At 56.1% G+C, this 16,550-nt stretch carries 15 protein-coding genes; 3 read left to right on the forward strand and 12 right to left on the reverse strand.

All coding sequences use genetic code 11. The features are described 5' to 3' along the window. Window positions 1–110 precede the first annotated feature (110 nt). Window positions 111–362, forward strand: a complete 252-nt coding sequence (locus K0J45_RS19385) for a hypothetical protein (RefSeq protein WP_011867578.1) — start codon at window positions 111–113, stop codon at window positions 360–362. 89 nt (window positions 363–451) lie between these two features. Here K0J45_RS19385 and K0J45_RS19390 read toward each other — a convergent pair whose 3' ends face one another. Next, the gene (locus K0J45_RS19390) at window positions 452–1,459 is read right to left on the reverse strand and encodes a GlxA family transcriptional regulator (protein ID WP_220043752.1); all 1,008 of its coding nucleotides are present in this window, start codon (window positions 1,457–1,459) and stop codon (window positions 452–454) included. A 133-nt stretch (window positions 1,460–1,592) separates the two neighbouring features. Here K0J45_RS19390 and K0J45_RS19395 point away from each other — a divergent pair, with 133 nt between their 5' ends. Further along, window positions 1,593–1,772 (forward strand): hypothetical protein, encoded by a 180-nt coding sequence (locus K0J45_RS19395; RefSeq protein ID WP_011867580.1) that lies wholly within the window; start codon window positions 1,593–1,595, stop codon window positions 1,770–1,772. 71 nt (window positions 1,773–1,843) lie between these two features. Here K0J45_RS19395 and mog read toward each other — a convergent pair whose 3' ends face one another. The 11 genes from mog to K0J45_RS19450 form a co-directional block, all read right to left on the reverse strand. Continuing rightward, window positions 1,844–2,377, reverse strand: a complete 534-nt coding sequence (mog, locus tag K0J45_RS19400; protein WP_220043753.1) for a molybdopterin adenylyltransferase — start codon at window positions 2,375–2,377, stop codon at window positions 1,844–1,846. 175 nt (window positions 2,378–2,552) lie between these two features. After that, on the reverse strand, window positions 2,553–5,681 hold the full coding sequence (locus K0J45_RS19405) for a hybrid sensor histidine kinase/response regulator (protein WP_220043754.1): 3,129 nt from the start codon (window positions 5,679–5,681) through the stop codon (window positions 2,553–2,555). A gap of 3 nt (window positions 5,682–5,684) precedes the next feature. Next, window positions 5,685–6,647, reverse strand: a complete 963-nt coding sequence (locus K0J45_RS19410) for an ABC transporter substrate-binding protein (RefSeq protein WP_220043755.1) — start codon at window positions 6,645–6,647, stop codon at window positions 5,685–5,687. 13 nt (window positions 6,648–6,660) lie between these two features. Then, a complete protein-coding gene (locus K0J45_RS19415; RefSeq protein WP_011867584.1) occupies window positions 6,661–7,563 on the reverse strand; it encodes a diguanylate cyclase in 903 nt (300 codons plus the stop codon). Window positions 7,564–7,789: 226 nt separating this feature from the next. Further along, window positions 7,790–8,446, reverse strand: coding sequence for a porin family protein (locus K0J45_RS19420; protein ID WP_220043756.1), 657 nt, complete (start codon window positions 8,444–8,446; stop codon window positions 7,790–7,792). Between the two features lie 802 nt (window positions 8,447–9,248). Next, window positions 9,249–9,620 (reverse strand): hypothetical protein, encoded by a 372-nt coding sequence (locus K0J45_RS19425; protein WP_220043757.1) that lies wholly within the window; start codon window positions 9,618–9,620, stop codon window positions 9,249–9,251. A 32-nt stretch (window positions 9,621–9,652) separates the two neighbouring features. Further along, window positions 9,653–10,792 carry a BamA/TamA family outer membrane protein gene (locus K0J45_RS19430; RefSeq protein WP_220043758.1) on the reverse strand — a complete coding sequence of 380 codons (1,140 nt, stop codon included), beginning with the start codon at window positions 10,790–10,792 and terminating at the stop codon, window positions 9,653–9,655. 79 nt (window positions 10,793–10,871) lie between these two features. Further along, the gene (locus K0J45_RS19435; RefSeq protein ID WP_220043759.1) at window positions 10,872–11,219 is read right to left on the reverse strand and encodes a hypothetical protein; all 348 of its coding nucleotides are present in this window, start codon (window positions 11,217–11,219) and stop codon (window positions 10,872–10,874) included. 120 nt (window positions 11,220–11,339) lie between these two features. Beyond that, window positions 11,340–11,762, reverse strand: a complete 423-nt coding sequence (locus tag K0J45_RS19440; RefSeq protein WP_011867589.1) for a PACE efflux transporter — start codon at window positions 11,760–11,762, stop codon at window positions 11,340–11,342. 97 nt (window positions 11,763–11,859) lie between these two features. Beyond that, complete coding sequence (locus tag K0J45_RS19445) at window positions 11,860–14,988, reverse strand: efflux RND transporter permease subunit (protein WP_220043760.1); 3,129 nt, start codon at window positions 14,986–14,988, stop codon at window positions 11,860–11,862. 6 nt (window positions 14,989–14,994) lie between these two features. Next, entirely contained in the window at window positions 14,995–16,125 is a 1,131-nt protein-coding gene (locus tag K0J45_RS19450; protein WP_011867591.1) for an efflux RND transporter periplasmic adaptor subunit, read from the reverse strand. A 243-nt stretch (window positions 16,126–16,368) separates the two neighbouring features. Here K0J45_RS19450 and K0J45_RS19455 point away from each other — a divergent pair, with 243 nt between their 5' ends. Further along, window positions 16,369–16,521, forward strand: coding sequence for a hypothetical protein (locus tag K0J45_RS19455; RefSeq protein ID WP_190272401.1), 153 nt, complete (start codon window positions 16,369–16,371; stop codon window positions 16,519–16,521). Window positions 16,522–16,550: the final 29 nt, after the last annotated feature.

Below are 16,550 nucleotides of genomic sequence, written 5' to 3' on the forward strand. Positions count from 1 at the left end.
CAGCAATACCACAAGTTCTTTAGGTTTTTTCACTTGTGCCGCAGGCGGCAAATGGTTTTATAATGGCGGACTATGGCAAATCGCTGTAAAAATCTTATATTCGAGACGATATGACCATAATATCCGCCATCAAACACACTTTCGTTGGCCTGTTTGCCCTGGCCAGCCTTTCGGGTTGTGCCAGCGCATTGTGCGACGCCCAGACCGACCACGCCACCAATCCGCTGCAGCGGGAGAATAACCGCCTGGAATGCCAGCGTCAGGTGATGAACGCCATGGACGAGCATGAACGCAAGAAGAGAAAAGAGAGTGACGCCCAGTTAAAGGCCTATCTGGACAAACACCTCAAAGACACCCACTAACTTAAGACGGGCGTCCTAAGCGCCCGCCTCTTGCTTCCGCTAACAGTCTTAATAAACAGCCATATACAAACGCCCGAAAGCGACTAATCTCAACAGCAGCTGTGGGTGTTAAATTTTTGCCGGTAGGCTCTTGGCGACAGGCTGGTCAACTGAATGAACAGCTTGCGAAAGGAGCTGACATCTTCATAGCCGACCCGCTCGACTATCTGCTCCAGCGCCAACTCTGTAGTCTCCAGCAGCCGCTTGGCCTCATCGACCCGCAGACGCTGCATGTAGCTGGCGGGCGTCTCGTTGAGGGCCTTCTTAAAGCGGCGGATCAGGGTGCGCTTACCCAGGGCAAACTTCTGCGCTATCTCATCGAGCAACCAGTTTTGATCTAGATTGGACTGCATCCACTGCTGAATCTTGCTCACCACCTCATCTTGATGCTGCTCAGGGGTGATCGCCATGGTCATAAAGGGCTGCTGGGAGATACGGTTAGGATCTATGAGCAGAATCTTGGCCATCTGCTGCGCCAGCGCCTCACCCACCAGCAAGCCCACCAGATGCAGGGCCAGACTCAGGTTAGAGGTGGTCGCCCCGGCGGTGTGAAACTGACCATCTGACACCACCAAAGAGTCCATACAGAGATTGACCCGGGCGAAGTTACGCTCAAACATCTGCGACAGCCACCAGACAGTGGTGGCCCGCCTGTTGTCCAGCAGCCCAGAGGCCGCCAGCATCAGGGTACCCGAGCAGTAGGCGGCGATGGGCTTGCCCGTCTCGGCATAAGCTTTTAACGGCCCAAGCAGGGGCGCAAAGTCCTGGGAGTATTCCTTAAACTCCGCCTTGTTAGTCACGAAGGCGGAGGCCAGCACCACGGCATCGGCCGCCTCTAGCTGCGCCGCATCGCTTAGCCCCATGGCCGCGAGCTGAAAGCCCTGGTTAGTGGTGATCGCCTTGCCGTCGCCAGAGACGATGTGGCAGTGAAACAGATCTTGGGTCGCCTCAGGGTGCAGCCTGCGATAGAGGGCATTGGTAAAGCTGAACACATCGATCAGCCCCACTATGCCGCCGGCCACCACATTGCCCGCCGCCAGTATCATGATTGTCTTCATCTCAGCCCCCTCATCAACACGCAACCTGTCACTTATCACCCTTATTTTGTCAATAATGACACTTTTTAGCCGTTTGTCGAGTTTTTATACTGACCCCATTGCAGATTTAACGACAAAGTGAAGGAGTAAGCAGATGAACACACGGACACTACACCTGATGCTGAGCCTAAGTTACCTGGGCGTGAGCTGGACCTTGCTGCTGTGGCTGCACTTTACCACCCAGCCCAATCTCTTCGCCCATTTCATCGCCATCCCCAGCCTGCTGCTGTTCAGCGCCTACAGCGCCCACCAGATCATCCGCAAGGGCGTCTGAAATTAAGGCCATGGACATAAAAAAGCCCGGCATAAGCCGGGCCTTTCCTTGAGTCGACGGGGCGAAACAGCTTATTTCGCCTTAGGTCTGAAGGGCTTGATCACCGCCTCGTCGCACTCGAGATAAGGCCCTTCCATCAAGTCGATGCAGTAAGGGATCGCCGGGAACACGGCATCCAAGCACTCGCGGATCGACTTAGGCTTACCCGGCAGGTTGACGATCAGGCTGTCGCCACGCAGGCCGGCGGTTTGACGAGACAGAATAGCGGTAGGCACAAACTTGAGCGACTCGGCGCGCATCAACTCACCGAAGCCCGGCATCATGCGATCGCACACCGCCTCGGTCGCCTCAGGGGTCACGTCACGCTTGGCCGGCCCTGTACCGCCCGTGGTGACGATGAGGCAACAATCTTGCTGATCGACCATCTTAATCAAGGTCTGCTCGATAATTGGCTGCTCATCGGGAATGACTTCGTAGACAGGTTCCCACTCCGAGGTGAGGTATTCGCCCAAGACCTCGATGATCGCCTTACCGGAAATATCTTCGTACACGCCGGCGCTGGCGCGATCACTGACTGTGACTATGCCTATCTTTGCTTTTGCCATTCCACTTTATCCTTTAGATGTTTGGGTCGAGCGCGGCGCCAAGCGCCCCGCCAGGGTTGCGCCCTAAAATAACATATTTTGCCGATCGCTAAAGTGGCCCCAAAGAGATAAAAGTGGGACAGAGGTCGAATATTAGCGACCTAAGGTGAGCCAAACGGGAAAACCGCGGCGCGGATCAGTGACAACAGGCCAGGGTATCCTCGAGCAGCTCGAGAAAGGCCTCACGACCGGCGAGCACCGCCTGCAGATCGCCGCGGCGGGCATCGGCCTCCAGCTGGCGGGCAAGCTCCACCAGCGCCGTCATGCTGAGATTACTGGCGGCGCCCTTGATGGCATGGACACTGGAGCGAATAGCAGTGCAATCGGCGGCCGCTATCCCCTCGATAAAGGCCTGTCTGTGATCCTGCATCTCCTCGACAAACACCTGCAACACCTCATCCAGTAGCGCCTCATCCCCAGACATGAGCGCCAGGGCGCTGTCGCGATCAAACAGCTGACTCTCGGCTTCGACCGGCGTGGGCAATGCTTCAACATCCGGGTCATGGCCCAGGGCCGCCTCATAATTTTGCTGACTCAGGGAGAACCAGCGATAGAGACACTCCTTCAGGACGCTAAGCACCAGCGGCTTAGTCAGGTAGTCGTCCATCCCCGCGCGCATGCAGTGCTCCCTGTCACCCTTCATGGCATTAGCCGTCAGGGCGATGATGGGCAGGGCACAGAACTGGCTGCCCCCCTGCCCCTCGCGAATCGCCGCCGTCGCCTGAAATCCATCCATCTCGGGCATCAGGCAATCCATCAGGATCAGCTGATAGGGATTCCCCTGCAGCGCCGACAGCAGCGCCAGCGCCTCACGGCCATTGCTGGCGACATCGGCCTGAACTCCCAGCTGGTGAAGCATGCCGAGGGCCACCATCTGGTTGACCTTGTTATCTTCCACCAGCAACACCTTGGGCTTGTCCGGCATGCTGGGTTCCACTATCGGCTCTATGACAGGCTCGATCATCTCCTCATCGGCCCGATCAGACAGGGCGCGGATCAGCTGGCGGATATTCAGGGGTCTGCCCAGGTGCGGCACCCTGGCATCCTGTTTCTCGAACTCTGTCTGCTGCCAATAGGAGAGCAGCGGCAGGACTCTGGTATTTGGGCGATCTGCCTGCTGCTCCACCAACTCGCGCCAGGCATTTAACTCCTCGACAAAGGCCTCCCGCCGAGGGGCGAAGCTGTAGATGATCACATCTGTCTCGGGGATGACATCTTCCTCTTCCAGGTAGTTCACCCTGGCGCCCCAGCTAGTGAGCAGCTCGCCCAGCATGCGCTCGAAGGCGCCCAACAGCCCCATGAGGGTCACCCGCTCGGGCGACAGACCAGCGCGCCAATCTATCATCTTGTCGCTGTCGGCCAGCTGCTGAGTCAGGGTAAAGCTGAAGATGCTGCCCACCTCCTGCTGACTCCTAACCTTGATCTCCCCCTGCATCAGCTCGCACAGGCGTTTGGCGATGGAGAGCCCCAGCCCGGTGCCGCCGAACATGCGAGTGGTAGAGCTGTCGACCTGAATGAAGGGGTTAAACAACATGGCCAGCTTCTCTTTTGCTATGCCTATGCCGGTATCTTCCACCTCGCAGGAGAGCAGCACCTCGCCCGACTCGCTCAGGCGGTTCGAGAGTCGCAGGGCGATCCAGCCCTCCTCGGTGAACTTGATGGCATTGCCCACCAGATTCACCAGGATCTGACGCAGGCGGCTGGGGTCGCCGACCACGTAGCGATACTGCAACTGGGTGATATCCACAAACAGCGGCAGGTGACGCTCCTCCAGCTTGAGGGACACGGACTGGACGAAGAGATCCAACAGCTCCACCAGGTCAAACTCAATCGCCTCTATCTCAAACTTGCCCGACTCTATCTTGGAGAAATCCAGAATATCGTTGAGCAGCGACAGCAGGGAATCGGCGCTGGCCGAGGCCACGTCTACATAGCGCTTCTGCATCGGTGACAGCTGGGTCTCCCCCAGCAGCCCCAGAATGCCTATGACACCGTTCATCGGGGTACGGATCTCATGGCTCATACAGGCGAGAAAATCCTCCTTGGTCTTAGCGGCAACCTCGGCCTTCTCCCGCGCCTCCGACAGCGCCCAGTTACTGAACTCCATCTCCTGGGCGTAGGTTTCTATCTTGCGCTCGTTGAGCTTCATCCGGGTCAGGTCTTCGACACAGATGAAATAGCCCTCCACCTGACCATCGTCATCCACGTCCGGCACATAGGTGATATGGAAGAATCTGGGGGCCTGATCCGCATCTATGGTCTCCGCCTCAAACACCTGCTTGTTGCCCGCCAGCACACCTTGCTGATAGGGCTTTATCAGCTGGTAGACATCCGCGGGCTGAACCGCCTCCACCGTCTGATCCAGCACCTCCTCTTCGGTCTTGCCGAGCCACTGCAGATAGTGTTGGTTGATGAAACGATAGCGACTCTGGGCATCCACATAGGCCAGCTGAATGGGGATCACATTGGTGATGTTGTCGATATAGCGCCGGGACTTTTGCAGCTCGAGCTGCTTCTGATTACGGGCGCTGACCGCCTCGTTGTAGCTGTTGACCAGCACACCGAACTCATCGTCGCTATCCAGGCGTATGGTCTTCTGGCCGCCGAAGGCCTCTATCTGACGCCGGATACGACGAATGGGGTCCAGCAGCACCCTGTGCTGCACATAGAGGTTAACCGTGAGCAGTATGGCAAAACCCAGCAGCAGGAAGCTCACATAGTGGATCAGCTCCTCGAGACTATAGGCCTCGATCTCCTTGGCATCGTATCTGACATAGAGCACATAGGCCCTAAGGCGCTGCAACTCGGGAGAGATCAGATACACCTGCTGCACCTGATGCACTATGCTGCCCTGGCGCCAGACTTCCTTGGAGCTCTGTTTATCGCTGACCAGCCTGACCATCTCCGCCAGTTCGGGGGCCAGGCTGGTCGACAGCGGATTGCCGAGATACTGCCCCAGGTTATCGGCCACTATCTGTTGCTCGCGGGGGTCGAACAGCACCAGACGCTTGATGCTCCCCTGAGCAGCCAGGCCGTTGACCACCCTGCGCATGTTGCTGAAGTCTGTGCTGGCCTCCAGGGCGAGTCGCAGCGACACAGAGACCTGGGCGATCTCATAATCGACCTGATACTGAGTGCGCTCGGTCATCTCTTCATAGTAATAGAGGGCGATAAAGCCTGAGATGATCAGGGCGCACACTAAGGTGGCCAGATTCAGCTTATAGACTATGCCCTGGGCAATCTTGTCCCGATAGTGACGCCACATAGGCTAAGGCGCCCGATAGAAAAGGTTGTCGACATGACGGCAATCGGACTCGATCGCCTCTATCTTGACCAGGGTCTCACAGACGCTGTAGCCCAGCTGAATCAGCTTGTCGTTCTGGGCAAACAGCTTGCGTTGATCCTCGCCACTCAGCAGCTTGAGATCCGCCAGCGCGCCCTTGAAGTCGGCTACCTGAAGCCCTTCACGCTTGGCCATGATGGCCATCGCCTCCTCGGGATCCTGCTGCATATAGTCCATTGCAAGCTGCCAGGCCTGGCGGATCTGCTCCACCAGTTGTGGATGCTCGGCCAGGACGCTGGAGGAGATAGACAGGGTATCTAACACCTCCTCGGGGATCTCCTTGGTGGAGAACAGCTGACGATAGGCGCCGCTGGATTGTATCTCCACCGAATAGGGCGGATAGGTCACCATGGCGGCAATCTTGCCTATGGCCAGGGCGCTCGCCGCCGCCCCCTGCTCCACATTGATCACCTTCACGTCGTCTATGTTCATCTTGTGCTGTCTGAGGGCCCGCTCCAGCACGAAGATCCCTAAGGAGCTGACCTCGCAGCCTATGGTCTCGCCCCTAAGCGCCTGCATATTCTCGAACGCGTCGGGCGCGATAATCACGTCGCCACCGTCTGAGTAATCCGCCAGCAAGACGATCTTAATCGGCTTGCCTCCCAGAGGCGCCACCTGAATCGCCTCTATCATGGTACTGGCAAAGCCATCCACATAGCCGGTTAAGTAGGCGCGCTGGGCATCGGAGAGGGTCGACACCTGCACCAGCTCGATATTGGCGCCCACCTGCTGAAAGAACCCCTTCTGCTTGGCCAGATAGAGGAGTTCGTAGCCGGGCCAGGGGTTCATGGCAATGGTAATAGGTTCTTCGACCTTCTTCGGCCCGCATCCGAGCAGAAATAGGGCGAGTAGCGACAGCAATAGCCCAGAAATGATTCCCTTAATCATTTGTTATTCTTCCTTAATCATGTTCTACCGTCAGATAGGCGCCATCCTGATAACAGACCACACAGTTACGCCCATCGGCCTTAGCCTTGTACACGGCCTCGTCGGCCAACACCAAGAGGTGAGAGAGCTCGGCGTTCTGGGGATTGGCAGTCACCACGCCGAAGCTGCCGGTCACCTCCAGGCCCATGGGGTTGAGGCGTGCCAGTTGCTGACGCACATCCTCTGTCTTCTCTCTGGCGATATCCAGACCACACTCCATCAGGATGACAAACTCCTCGCCCCCCATACGCGCCACCACATCTTCCTTGCGAAAGCAGTCCTGCAACAGCTTGGCCACCGCCTGCAGCACGAGATCGCCGATATGGTGGCCATTGAAGTCATTGATCTTCTTGAAGTGATCCAGATCCAGCATCACGATGGAGAGCTCCTGCTGGTGCCTCACCATGGCGGAGAGACTCTGGGCGGCGCGTTCGGCGAGAAAGTGACGGTTGTAGAGGCCGGTGAGCTGGTCGTGCAGCGCCATGAATTTAAGCTTGTCGCTATGTTGCTTGAGTTGGATATGAGTACTGACCCGGGCGCGCACAATCGCCGGGCGGATCGGCTTGGTGATATAGTCCACCGCACCTATCTCCAGCCCCTTTTGCTCGTCATCGTCCGAGTCTTTGGCGGTCACGAAGATGATGGGGATCTCGGCAGTCTCGGGGTCGGCCTTCAGCTGACGACACACCTGATAGCCGTCCATGCCGGGCATCAGCACATCCAGCAAGATGATGTCGGGTTTCTGCTTGGCGACCCTGAGGCACTCCTCGCCGCTATCGGCGGTCCAAACCTGAAACATCTCCTTCAGACACTGCCTCATGATCAGCACATTGGTCTTCACATCATCAACCACCAGCACTACAGATTGTTCTTCCATGCAATCCCCTAATCAGCCATGAGCAATTAGCCGCAATGTTTCAAATGGATAGAGATATTTTTAAGTGTAGCAGAAAGGATTTTTTCATCCGTAAATCCCATCACTAACATCACAGATGTCACGGCAGATGGCAAGCGATGGCTATTAGACGAATGCGAGGGACAACAGATGAAACAGGAGAAAAGAAAAAGGGCCAACAGGCCCCTTTTTTTAAAATCATGAATGCTTAGAAGCGGTAGGTTAAGCCGATAACCGACTTGGTTTCCCACTTAGTCGTGTCATTGGCATAAGGCACGGCCAGCTCGCCTGAATCTTCACGGCCCACCTTGACATAGGCAGCCAGGTTGTCGATGAACTCATAGCCGGCAACGGCGAACACGTTACGGGTATTTGAGTTAACACCTTCGAAACGATCACGTGTGTATGACGCCTCGACACCGGCGAATAAGCCGCTATCGAACTGGTAACCTGTACCCACCTCGGCGCGGTACTCTTTAACAGTCGAGTCAACTATTACTTCGGCACCATTACCTGTGATATCCATAGGCGTTGCACCATAGACCTTGATGCGGTCTTTACGCATCGCACGGCCTTCTGCATAGGCATAGAAGTTATCGAAATTAGTCTGTACACGCAGACCACCGCCGAATGAACCGTCGTTGAAACGCTTGTCTTCAAATTGGGTCTCAACTGACGCAAACGGGATCACAGACACGGCGCCGAAGTTGAAATCATAGCCAATTCTGGCTTCCAGGTTAGTCGACTTGTCTTGAGTGGTGTGCTCAGCCTCTACCTTACCGGTAAAGCCATTTAGCACGTCGGCGTTAGCCGCACCGGCAGATAACGCAAGTAATGTAGCAACAACAATAGCTGACTTTTTCATGTATATTCCCCATATCTATATTTTGATGAATGTCTCTCACGAGCATCAAACCTTAGCTCGTCAGATGGGGGCCATTTTCCTTGCGACTTTCGCAAATATTGAATTAGAAACTATTCGATATTCAAATACATGAAAGACAGTCTTACATGACGCCACACAAGCACCAACGGAAACTAACCAAATAATTTCAAGGTGTTATGCCAAACTGAAAATCTACGATGCAATTTTAAGCAGAGTTCAAAAACGGACGAACAACACTTTCTTAAGGAGGGATCTGTCAGCTTAGGTTCAGGAAACTCACGCCATTTCAGCTAAAACTTATCCTTCTGCGCCTCAAAAATCCCCGCCATCTCCCCCCATATTTCTATTAAACAGCGACTTAATGGCAGGCAAACTGCTCGTCATCTAACACTAAGCCGAACTTTTATGGCAGAAAATGAAGCGATTGGGGCGTTAAATTAATGAGCTTAATGAGAGAAATGAGAGAAATGAGCAAAGCCCTAACGACAGGCAGCCCTGGCTCCTAAAAAGCTTTCGGCAGATATAAACCAAGGCAGACATAAGCCAAGGTAAAACGGCTAAGGGGAGTGATTAGCAAAGATGGTCGGCGAAGAAGGTTAGCAGAGCCCAAGTTAATCTGAGACTAACTTAATCTGAGGCTAATTTAGTCTAAGCCAAAGTAAAAACATGATGAACGGAGATAGCGGCGCGACAAGCACGCAGAAACACAGGGAGGCAGAGGAAATGAATGCAGCAGGGTTAAGCACCTCAAAATGCGAGACGCTCACCCTGCCGCCAGGGGTTATCTTTCACACTCGTCGACGCGAGAATGGTAGGGATCGTCATCGGCAAGACAGAGTCTGTCGGCCTGAAGTTGACGCTGCTTCTGCTCCGCCTGCTCGGCCTTCTTCTGCGCCTCGAACTTAGCCAGGCGCTCGTCCAGCGCACGCTCGATAACATCGTGATTGAGCTCGATGCAGTCATAGTCGCCGGCGGCACATTCCCACTCGGCGCGCACGGGTTGGCTGGCAATAATCGACAGCATAAGCGCGACCATCAGGCTGCCCAGCACGCCCACCAGCTTTGAGCGACGCTGCTTGAGTAACGGCAACTCGGGCAATAGGAACTGCTCTACGCCGCCGACGGGTTCACACACTTTATTTAAATTGGCCATAGGAATTACCTCTTGTGCTAATCAAAAATGACTTACCAGGCCCCACCGACCTGTAAATACAGGGTCCATTCCTCTGGCCCCTTGGCGATATCCATCCCCGTGCGCAGCCCAAGCTGGCGCGCCATCAGGTAACGAAAGCCCACCCCCTGGGTCTTGAGCCAGGGGCTATCGGCAAAACGCTCGTCTGCCATCAACGCCTTACCGGCGCCGGCAAAGCCCAGCAGGGTCCAGCGATCGTCTAGGTCATAACTCACCTCGACCTCTCCCAGGGCGGTATCATCCCCCTGATAACGCATCGCCGGCATGCCGCGCATGTCCAGGTAAGGCAAGGCGTAGAAGGGGGCATCGCCCGAGAGCGACTTGGCATCCAGACTCATGTTGACGCCCCACTTGGCATTCAGCCTGTGATAGGCATGCAGGAAGGCGCTGTCGGTGCGATAGTCGAAGTCGCCGCCGAGTCGTTTGTCGTGCTGGATGCTCTTCAGCCGCGCCTTGATACCGCTGCGGGGCGAGAAATGGTTGTCCGTGCTGTCGTAGGTGAGCTTGACCCCCAGGGCGCCATCGCTATCGACCATGGCGCTCTCCTGGTTGAGCGGATGCTCGCCGCCCAGATCGAACTCGGCCTCGGAGCGGGTATAGCTGTATTCGCCGCCGAGGAAGAAGTTGCTCTCTCCCAGGCGTACATCGATATCCTGAAACAGGTGCCAGCCTTGCAGCGAGAAACCCATGGCCGGGGCGTCGATACCCGTGTAGGCCTTGAGCTTGAGATCGGCGGCGAAGATGCCGCCCAGATATCGCACCCTGTCTTCCAGCCAGTTACCCGAATGAAACAAGCCACCCAGCTTGGTACCGTTATTGGTGCCGGCGGCCACCACGCCCGTAACGCTCGGCGGGATCTCGGCCACGGCCAAGGGGTCTTCGAGCCGCTTCTGCCTTTGCGACTCGGACTCATGGAAGAACAGCAGGGCGGCGCCGCCGCCCACCCCTACCGCAGGCTCGGTGATCAGAATCGGCACAGGCATGAAGCCGTGGGCGTTATTGAGGATCCACTGACTGGCATCGACACGGCCATCGGTGGGATCCTTAAACTGATCGGTGAAGCCTGCCTGACTGGCACCGGCTAGAAGGCTCAGGCTGAGTACTAAAAGGCGGGGGTAGCTGGGGGTTGCCATAATCTTCTGCCTCGGAAGTTGGGATGACCTTAGCGAGAAACCCTTTCGTCGCTAAGGTCTATGCGGGAAGCGCATTCTGTTAATAACCGTTGATGATGGCGTCATCTATGATCGCATCTTCGATGTAAGCGTCTTCGATCTCTTGCTCTATGATGGCGTCTTCAATGTCTTCGAGGTCACGCTTGCAGCGCTCGCGTTTCACCTCGCCTTCCACCAGGCCGTCGATCGCACCTATGGCACCACCGATGGCCGCACCGCGCTTGGCACCTTCACCACCGTCGGCGATGGCACCCGCGGCGGTACCGATGAGGCCACCTTCGATGGCACCGGCCACCACATCGCCCAGGGTGTCGTCACAGTAATCGGCCATGGCGAAACCAGAAGCCGCACTCAGGGATAAAGCGAGTAACAAGGGTTTGAATTTCATCTTATGCTCCGAATCATGCTGTTAATGTCGAGGTCATGATAAGAGCAAAAAGCGAATAGCTTTAGTTAGCTATCATTCGATTTGGTAATAGGTTGGTGGGAATGCGCCAAGCGCGAGGCCTTAGCCCCGCGACGCGTAGAAAAATTTCTCGTAGAGGTAGGTGTAGCAGTAGTTGAAGACCAGATAGAAGACCACGAAGCCGATATCCAGCCAGAAGGCCTGCCATAGTGAGATGGACAGATAGGCCGCCATGATAGGCACAGAGATAAACAGCAGCCCCAACTCAAACAACAGGCTGTGCCAGACTCTGTCTGCCATGGATTTCACCATGGTCGACTTGAAGTAGAGCATGGCTCTGTCGAACAGCAGGTTATAGCCATAGTTCCAGGCCGCGGCAATCAGCGACATGCCAATGGCCAGGGCCAACAAGGCACGAGAATCGACCGAGGTCAGCCAGGCGCCCAGGGGCACGGCTAACACCATGGCCCCCAGCTCGAACCCTACTAGATACCTGATGCGATCGAATCTCGTCTTATGTTGCATGATAACCCCCTGCGCCAACTTGGCAGCAGAATAAAGTGTTCTCCAACCGGCAACGCCGTCAGCCAAAACATTGATACGCCGGCGGAGAACATAAACCTTAAACCGTCACTTCAGTCGCCTTGGGTGAGCGTCTGAGCTCACGCAGGCGTTGCAGTGCGATAAAACAGATAGGCACCAGGAGACAGCCGATCACTGTTGCAATCAACATGCCGCCGAAGCTGGCAATACCCAGGGCGTTACGGCTGGCTGAGCCCGCCCCCGAGGCGATAACCAGAGGCACTACCCCCAGGATGAAGGAGAAGGCCGTCATCAATACCGCTCGCAGACGCAGGGCAATCGCCTGCTTTGCCGCCTCCATGATAGAGAGCCCCTTCTCTTCACGCAGCACCTTGGCAAACTCGACAATCAGAATCGCGTTACGACTCGCCATACCGATAAGCAATACCAGGCCCACCTGGGTGTAGAGGTTGATACTGCCACCCGCCAGGGCGGTGAAGCCCAGGGCACCAAACAGCGCCGTCGGTACACAGAGGATAATCGCCAGTGGGATCATCCAGCTCTCGTACTGCGCCACCAGGAAGAGGTAGGTGAACAGCAGCGCCAGGGCGAACAGGATAGGCGCCGAATCGCCCGCCTGTAGCTCCTGATAGGTCATGCCGGTCCACTCGTAGGCGTAGCCCTGTGGCAGGCTGGTGTCGGCAATCTGCTCCATGGCGGCGATGGCCTCACCCGAGCTGTAACCGTCGGCCGGAATCGCAATCACCTGCGCCGTGTTGTACAGGTTGTAGCGGGCGGTGTTGTCCGAACCCACCAGCGGCTTGTAGGACGCAAAGCTCGACAGCTTCACCATCTCGCCAGACAGGGCGCGTACATAGATCTGCTCCAGGTCTTTCTCTTGCGAGCGATAAGATTGCTCCGCCTGTAGGTTCACCTGATAGTTCTTACCGAACTTAGTGAAATCATTGACATACATATTGCCCATCATGGCAGACAGCGTGCTGTTGACCTCGTTAAGATCGACCCCCAGCGCCATCGCCTTGGCTCTGTCCACATCCAGATAGAGCTGTGGCACGTTGGCACTATAGGTGGTGAAGGCCATGGCGATCTCGTCGGCATCGTTGAGCGCCGCCAGATAACCATCCAGCGCCGGCGCCATCTGCTCGACGCTGCGACCACTGAGATCTTCAACCTGCAGGGTCAGACCGCCGGCATTACCCAGGCCGGGAATGGCTGGCATAGAAAACGCCATGCCGGTGACATCTTTGTTCTGATCGATAATCGCCTGTACCTGGGCCACCAGCGCAAACTCTGAGGTTTCTGCCGTCTGACGCTCGCTCCAGTCGTCCAGCACCACGATCATCATGCCAGAGTTAGACGATGAGGCGCCCTTGAGCAGGCTATAACCCTTGGCGGCCACCACATGCTTGACCCCTTCGAGGGCACTTACCTCGCTGATCATCTCATCGACCATCTTGTCGGTTCTGTCCAGCGCCGAGGCTTCCGGTAGGTTCATGTCCACCATGAATGAGCCCTGATCTTCCGCCGGGATGAAGCCCTTAGGCATGTTGTCGCCCAGCAGCACAATGGCGCCCATCAGCAGGGCCAGCAGCGCCCCCGAAAGCATCAGACGCTTACCGAAGAAGCCTACCGACGAGACATAACCATTGGTCAGTCTGTTGATGAATTGGTTGAACCAGGCCAATGGGCCACGTGTCTTAGGCGCCTCGTGGCGCATCAGTGCGGCGCACAGGGCTGGTGTCAGGGTGAGGGCGACCACGGTCGAGATCACTGTCGATACCGAGATGGTCACACCAAACTGTTGATACATCTGGCCCACCAGGCCAGGGGCGAAGGAGACTGGACCGAATACCGCCAGCAGCACCAATGCCGAGGCGATAAGAGGGGCTGTCACCTCTTTCATCGCCTTGGAGGTCGCCGCCTTGCTGTCGAGATGCTCCTCGCTCATCAGGCGTTCGACGTTTTCAATCACCACGATGGCCGCATCCACCACCACACCGATAGCCAAGATCAGACCGAACATGGAGATGGTGTTGATATCTATCCCCATGGCCGCCATCACCACGAAGGTGCCGATGAGCGAGACGGGAATGGCGATCGAAGGGATTAGGGTCGCGCGCCAGCTCTGCAGGAAGAGGAAGGTCACGACAACTACCAGGCCGATGGCGATATAGAGGGTCTCGAACACCTCATCCATAGACACCTCGATAAAGGTGGTGGAGTCGTAGCTGATCACATGCTCCATATCGGCGGGGAAACGCTGACTGAGACGCTCCATCTCGGCGCGCACCCCTTCGGCAACCTCGAGGGCGTTGGCACCCGGCGCCTGATAGATGGCTAGGATGGGGCTCTCATTCTTGCCGTAGGTAGCCATGGCAGAGTATTGCTCCGCCGCCAGCTCGACACGAGCCACGTCTTTCAGTGTGATGAAACCGGCCTGGTTGTCGGCGCGCAGTATGATGTTTTCAAACTCCTCGACATCCACCAGGCGGCCCTTGGTCTGAATCGTGTATTGGAACACCTGATTACCGGATGAAGGACGTTCGCCCAGCTTACCGGCGGCAACCGTGGTGTTTTGTGCGCTGATGGCTGCGGCCACATCGTTGGCGGTGATCGCCTTGGCGGCCATCTTCTCTGGGTTGAGCCAGACGCGCATCGAGTAGTTCTGCTCACCGATCACCTGCACCTTGCCCACACCTTTCACCCTCAGCAGGGCATCTTTGATGTTGAGCGAGGCATAGTTAGACAGGTAGAGGTTGTCATGGCTGCCGTTGGGCGAATAGGTGTTGACCGTCATCAAGATGGAGTTAGCCACCTTCTCGACTGTCACCCCCTGACGCTTAACCTCTTCGGGTAACTTGGCCATCGCCTTGTTGACCCGGTTCTGCACCAGCACCTGGGCCTTGTCGGGATCTGTGCCAATGGCAAAGGTTACATAGGCCAGGTAGGTGTTATCGTTGTTCGACTTGGACTCGATATAGATCATGTCCTCGACGCCGTTGATCTCCTGTTCGATCACCGAGGCGACCGTGTTGCGTATGGTGTTATGGTCGGCACCTGGGAACACGGCAAACACCTCGATAGAGGGCGGCACTATGCTGGGAAATTGCGATACTGGCATTCTTGCCAGACTGAGTAAGCCGGCCAAGGTCAGCACAATCGAGAGTACGATGGCGAACTTGGGGCGATTAATGAAGAAATCGGCCATGAGTTGTTACCCCTTCTTAGCTAGGGCGACAGGCTGCTGCACGTCGACTTCGACGCCGGCACGCACCGACTGTAGACCGCTGAGTATCACGCGCTCACCGGCTTGCAGGCCATCCTGCACTATCCAGGTATTGGCCTGACGCAGACCCAGTTTGACGTAACGGGCCTCGACCACATTGTCCTGGTTGACGGTCAACACGTAGCGACCACCCTGATCTTCCTGCACCACGGCCTGAGGCACCACCAGCTGTTGCTGAGCCACCTGCTCGCGCGAGGACACGGAGACGAATTGGCCAGGCACCAGCAGGCCTTCTGGATTAGGGAAGGTCACGCGAAAACGGATAGAACCGCTGCGGCTGTCCACATGGTTGTCGATGAAGTCGACCTCACCCTTATGGTTGTACAGGGTGCCATTGGCCAGGGTCAGCGCCATCTCGGGAGACGCTATCTCCTCGCCTGCCTGCACACGCTTCTGCAGATCGTTGAGATACTGCTTCTCGTCCAGCTTGATGTCTACATGCATGGCGTCGCTGCTCACCAGAGTGGTGAGCGGCTCGGCATCTGGGCCAACCAGGGCGCCGACACTCACGCGGCTGTCGCTCATGATGCCGTTAAAAGGCGCGTAAATATGGGTGTTTTCCAGATCCAGCTGAGCATAGTTGAGCTCAGCCTTGGCGCTCTGCACCTCGGCCTTCATGCCGAGTAGCTCGGCCTCGATCTGCTCGACCTCCAGGCTGCTCAGAGCATCTTGCGTCAGCAGCGCCTGGGCCTTCTCATGTTTCTTCGCCTGTAGCATCATCTGCGCAGTCTTCTGCGCCAGGTTAGCCTCCAGGCGGGCGACCTCGGCCTGAAACGGCTTAGGGTCGATCTCGAACAGCAGATCCCCCTTCTTAACGTGGGCGCCATCGGTATAGACCTGGCTGATCAGGTAACCGGAGATCTTTGGCAAGATCTCCACCTGATCGACCGCCTGGGTCTTACCCATGAACTGTTCGGTGAGTTGGATCAGCTGAGGTTGCATAACCTGAACTGTGACCTTAGGTTGTTCGGTGAACTCCCCGTCGACTTCGGCTTGCTGCGAACAGGCAGCGAGTAGAATTGGAAGGGAAATCGCGATAATTTTGGCTGACGTACCCATAATGACCTCTTCTCAAGCATCGACACTCATGTGCCACAAACGATTAAATTGCGACCACTATACAGAGGAGTTTTTAATACTTTTAACTAGGTATTATTAGGTTATCGAATGGATATCAGACGGGTGTTTGGCGGAGATGAAAGCGCCAATCTATTCGAAATATAGATGGTTATTAATTAACCGCGGCAACATTGTTAATAGATAATGGCCTCACCAACAGCAACACGTTATATCGAGGTTATCATGTTTAGCAAAAATACCAGCCTGGGCAAGATGGATCAGTTCATGACAGTGATCACCGCCGGCGCCATCATCAGCTTATTTGTGGTTTACGAATCGTTATTCGGCCAGGACCTGGCCATTCAGCAAGTGGTGATCGAGCTGCTGAGACACTAATACCCTGTCTCAGCTGCCATGCCTCTGCC

The organism is Shewanella alkalitolerans, assembly GCF_019457575.1.
Taxonomy (GTDB): domain Bacteria; phylum Pseudomonadota; class Gammaproteobacteria; order Enterobacterales; family Shewanellaceae; genus Shewanella; species Shewanella loihica.

Coding starts and splice junctions, on each gene's coding strand:
- K0J45_RS19385 (WP_011867578.1), top strand. CDS start 111: ATGACCATAATATCCGCCATCAAACACACTTTCGTTGGCCTGTTTGCC.
- K0J45_RS19390 (WP_220043752.1), bottom strand. CDS start 1,459: ATGAAGACAATCATGATACTGGCGGCGGGCAATGTGGTGGCCGGCGGC.
- K0J45_RS19395 (WP_011867580.1), top strand. CDS start 1,593: ATGAACACACGGACACTACACCTGATGCTGAGCCTAAGTTACCTGGGC.
- mog (WP_220043753.1), bottom strand. CDS start 2,377: ATGGCAAAAGCAAAGATAGGCATAGTCACAGTCAGTGATCGCGCCAGC.
- K0J45_RS19405 (WP_220043754.1), bottom strand. CDS start 5,681: ATGTGGCGTCACTATCGGGACAAGATTGCCCAGGGCATAGTCTATAAG.
- K0J45_RS19410 (WP_220043755.1), bottom strand. CDS start 6,647: ATGATTAAGGGAATCATTTCTGGGCTATTGCTGTCGCTACTCGCCCTA.
- K0J45_RS19415 (WP_011867584.1), bottom strand. CDS start 7,563: ATGGAAGAACAATCTGTAGTGCTGGTGGTTGATGATGTGAAGACCAAT.
- K0J45_RS19420 (WP_220043756.1), bottom strand. CDS start 8,446: ATGAAAAAGTCAGCTATTGTTGTTGCTACATTACTTGCGTTATCTGCC.
- K0J45_RS19425 (WP_220043757.1), bottom strand. CDS start 9,620: ATGGCCAATTTAAATAAAGTGTGTGAACCCGTCGGCGGCGTAGAGCAG.
- K0J45_RS19430 (WP_220043758.1), bottom strand. CDS start 10,792: ATGGCAACCCCCAGCTACCCCCGCCTTTTAGTACTCAGCCTGAGCCTT.
- K0J45_RS19435 (WP_220043759.1), bottom strand. CDS start 11,219: ATGAAATTCAAACCCTTGTTACTCGCTTTATCCCTGAGTGCGGCTTCT.
- K0J45_RS19440 (WP_011867589.1), bottom strand. CDS start 11,762: ATGCAACATAAGACGAGATTCGATCGCATCAGGTATCTAGTAGGGTTC.
- K0J45_RS19445 (WP_220043760.1), bottom strand. CDS start 14,988: ATGGCCGATTTCTTCATTAATCGCCCCAAGTTCGCCATCGTACTCTCG.
- K0J45_RS19450 (WP_011867591.1), bottom strand. CDS start 16,125: ATGGGTACGTCAGCCAAAATTATCGCGATTTCCCTTCCAATTCTACTC.
- K0J45_RS19455 (WP_190272401.1), top strand. CDS start 16,369: ATGTTTAGCAAAAATACCAGCCTGGGCAAGATGGATCAGTTCATGACA.